The organism is Leptolyngbya sp. FACHB-36 (genome assembly GCF_014695955.1).
Lineage (GTDB): Bacteria > Cyanobacteriota > Cyanobacteriia > Leptolyngbyales > Leptolyngbyaceae > FACHB-36.
Genome location: NZ_JACJPG010000108.1, coordinates 1 through 2,750 on the forward strand (window position 1 = coordinate 1; position 2,750 = coordinate 2,750).

3 protein-coding genes are annotated in these 2,750 nt (G+C 52.1%); 2 read left to right on the forward strand and 1 reads right to left on the reverse strand.

Annotation, left to right across the window (positions count from 1 at the left end):
- A partial coding sequence (locus H6F43_RS01475) for an FAD-dependent oxidoreductase (RefSeq protein ID WP_190340250.1) occupies window positions 1–804 on the forward strand: 804 nt, incomplete at its 5' end.
- Window positions 805–1,055: 251 nt separating this feature from the next.
- On the forward strand, window positions 1,056–1,805 hold the full coding sequence (locus H6F43_RS01480) for a MotA/TolQ/ExbB proton channel family protein (RefSeq protein WP_190340251.1): 750 nt from the start codon (window positions 1,056–1,058) through the stop codon (window positions 1,803–1,805).
- Here the strand turns inward: H6F43_RS01480 and dcd are convergent.
- Window positions 1,738–2,337 carry a dCTP deaminase gene (gene dcd, locus H6F43_RS01485; RefSeq protein WP_190340253.1) on the reverse strand — a complete coding sequence of 200 codons (600 nt, stop codon included), beginning with the start codon at window positions 2,335–2,337 and terminating at the stop codon, window positions 1,738–1,740. The genes H6F43_RS01480 and dcd overlap by 68 nt on opposite strands.
- Between the last annotated feature and the right edge of the window lie 413 nt (window positions 2,338–2,750).

Below are 2,750 nucleotides of genomic sequence, written 5' to 3' on the forward strand. Positions count from 1 at the left end.
CATATTCTGCACCTCGAAGACCCACAGGCCGCCTATCTAATCCAGGCACAGCTAGAGGCAGAAGGTGTGCAGATTTTGACCCAAACAGCCGTGACCCAAGTGCGGCAGATTAGCGGTGAAAAGTGGGTGCAGGCGGGCAATCGGGCGATCGAAGCCGATGAGATCATCGCCGCTGAGGCACCTGCTGATCCTGCCCCGCTGAATCTAGCCGCCGCACAGGTGAAGTCGAGTCCCTGGGGCATCGTCGTCAACTGCAAGCTTCAGACCTCAAATCCTCGCATCTACGCCTGCCTCAGCTCACTTCCCGACTCACCACAAGTCGTCCGCTACTGTGCTGAAACCGCGGTCAAAAATGCTTTATTTCTACCTGTGTTTATCACGGATCTTCGCTCTATCCCGATCGTGACGTATTCTCAACCAGAACTGGCACGAGTTGGACATTCCGAAGCGATCGCGCGACAGCTATACGGCAACGATGTGGTCATTCTAAAACAGCCGTTAAAACTAATTCCAAAAACGCAGATCCAGGGAGAAACAACCGGACTGTGCAAGCTAATTTTGCGTCGTAGCGGCAGGATTGTGGGAGCGCACATCGTTGCACCACATGCAAGCGAATTGATTAGCCCGATCGCCCTAGCGATGCAGCAGAAGCTAACTGTTCAAGCGCTCGCAGACCAAATTCATCCCGCATTTGCTCTGTCTGAAATCATTCGTCAAACGGCTCTGGAATGGCATCAAACGCGATCAAATCTATTCCAGGATTTTCTTGCGGGATTGTTTAGTCTGCGGCGATCGTGGTCTTGAATCTGAATCACTGTGCTGTTCACGACATATAGAAAACCGTCTAGCGTTACCATTATTGATTCAACTAATTAGCCCATTCCCATCGGGATCGCCACTGTGTGAGACTAAATCTGACTGATACAAAAGTTCAGGTTCGATCACGTTAAGCAACCGGGCAATTTACTTCCGAATGCTACACTGAATTCTGTTTGCTTAAAGCAGCTAATTGCTAATAACCCAATTCTCACTCGTTGTACTTTGAGCGATCGCTTATGTCTAATTTATACAGTCTGGTTGCCAAAGGTGGTCCGATTATGATCCCGATCGTGGCGCTGTCGATCGGGACACTAGCGTGTGCGCTCGAGCGGGGATTGTTCTGGTATCAGCTACTCAGTCAAGAAAAACAAATTGTGCAGGATGTGTTGGCAGCAGCGCGGACTGATTTGCACGCCGCTGCCAAAATTGCCGAACAGGCACAGACGTCGTCGATCGGGCGCTTCTTGCTGGCACCGCTTCAGCTAATCAGTCCAACGCCCGAAACGTTTCGACTGGCAATGGAAACTGCTGGCGAAGAGGAGCTAATCGAGATGCGGCGGGGCAATGACCTGCTGGAAAGTACGGTTGCAGTCGGTCCGCTACTGGGACTGTTAGGAACCGTTACAGGATTGATTGTGACCTTCAGCAGTTTGACGATCGGCAATGCCAGCCCCAGTCAGAGTGTGGACTTGTCTAAGTCAGCCGCAGGAATTGCCGAAGCGCTGATTACCACAGCAGGCGGCATGATCGTTGCCATTCTCGCCCTCTGTATTCTGCGCGTCTTCATGCGGTTGCAACGTCAGCAGATGGACTACTTCGCCAGCGTTGGCAGCAGGCTAGAACTCGTCTATCGACAATTCTGGTATGAACCTGTGTTTCATGCCAATCGAGCGGACGGCAGCTCAGAGTCTGTTAACGCTAAACCCGCGCCAGCGTCACCTGCTCCGGCTGGTCCTGATACTTACCCCGCCGCGCTTCATAGCTAGTTTCGCAGGGCGCGCCTTCTAGGAACAGCAGTTGCACCACTCCTTCGTTCGCATAGATTCGGCAGTCGGCGCTAGAGGAATTAGAAAACTCCAGCGTTAAATTCCCTCGCCACCCCGCCTCAGCAGGAGTCAGGTTAGCAATCAGCCCAACGCGGGCGTAGGTCGATTTGCCGATGCAAATAACCGTCACGTTTTCTGGCACTTTCAATCGTTCCAGCGCCACTCCTAAGCCGTAGGAGTGCGCTGGAATAATGAAGAAATCTCCATCTTTGTCTGAATGAAGCGGAACGGGTTCTAGATTGTTCGGGTTGAACTGCTTCGGGTTGACCACGGTTCCCGGAATATGGCGAAACACCAGAAATTCATTGGGCGACAAGCGGATGTCGTAGCCATACGAGGACAATCCGTAGCTGACCACGGGACGAGTCAGCCCATTGCCATCTAGAGAAACGGCACGAACCAGCTTCGGCTCGAACGGTTCGATCATGCCAGTTTTCGCTTGCTCAATAATCCAGCGATCGTTTTTCAGCATCAGCTTGCTTGTCTCCTTTGCCATTGAACTCCATCGAATTATACAGATGCAACCGCTATCTGTAGCGTACAACCTTATAATTTCCGGCAAATATCGCTACATATAGCGTTTAGTGATTCACATGCTCAGCGATTAGCCCACCGTTGACATCAGCATAGTACCCAGAGCGTCATTCCGCAGCGCGTTCTGAAAAACTACTGCAAAAGGTAGTGGAGCCCGATCGCCCTTCCTGCCACTCTGGGGAAGTATTTTCGCCTCCCTGATCCTATGCCTCAAGTCTTCGGAAATCTGCCCGCGATCGCTCAATCTTGGACGCACATCGAAGCGATTCAGTCAGTTGAACAGCACGATCTCGGCATCGAATGTGACTGCGGCACGGCGCGGCTGTCTGTCACGGCGTTAACCCCAACGCT

Bases quoted from the DNA above. Each gene is read 5' to 3' on its own strand.
- H6F43_RS01480 (WP_190340251.1), top strand. From the start codon at position 1,056: ATGTCTAATTTATACAGTCTGGTTGCCAAAGGTGGTCCGATTATGATC.
- dcd (WP_190340253.1), bottom strand. From the start codon at position 2,337: ATGCTGAAAAACGATCGCTGGATTATTGAGCAAGCGAAAACTGGCATG.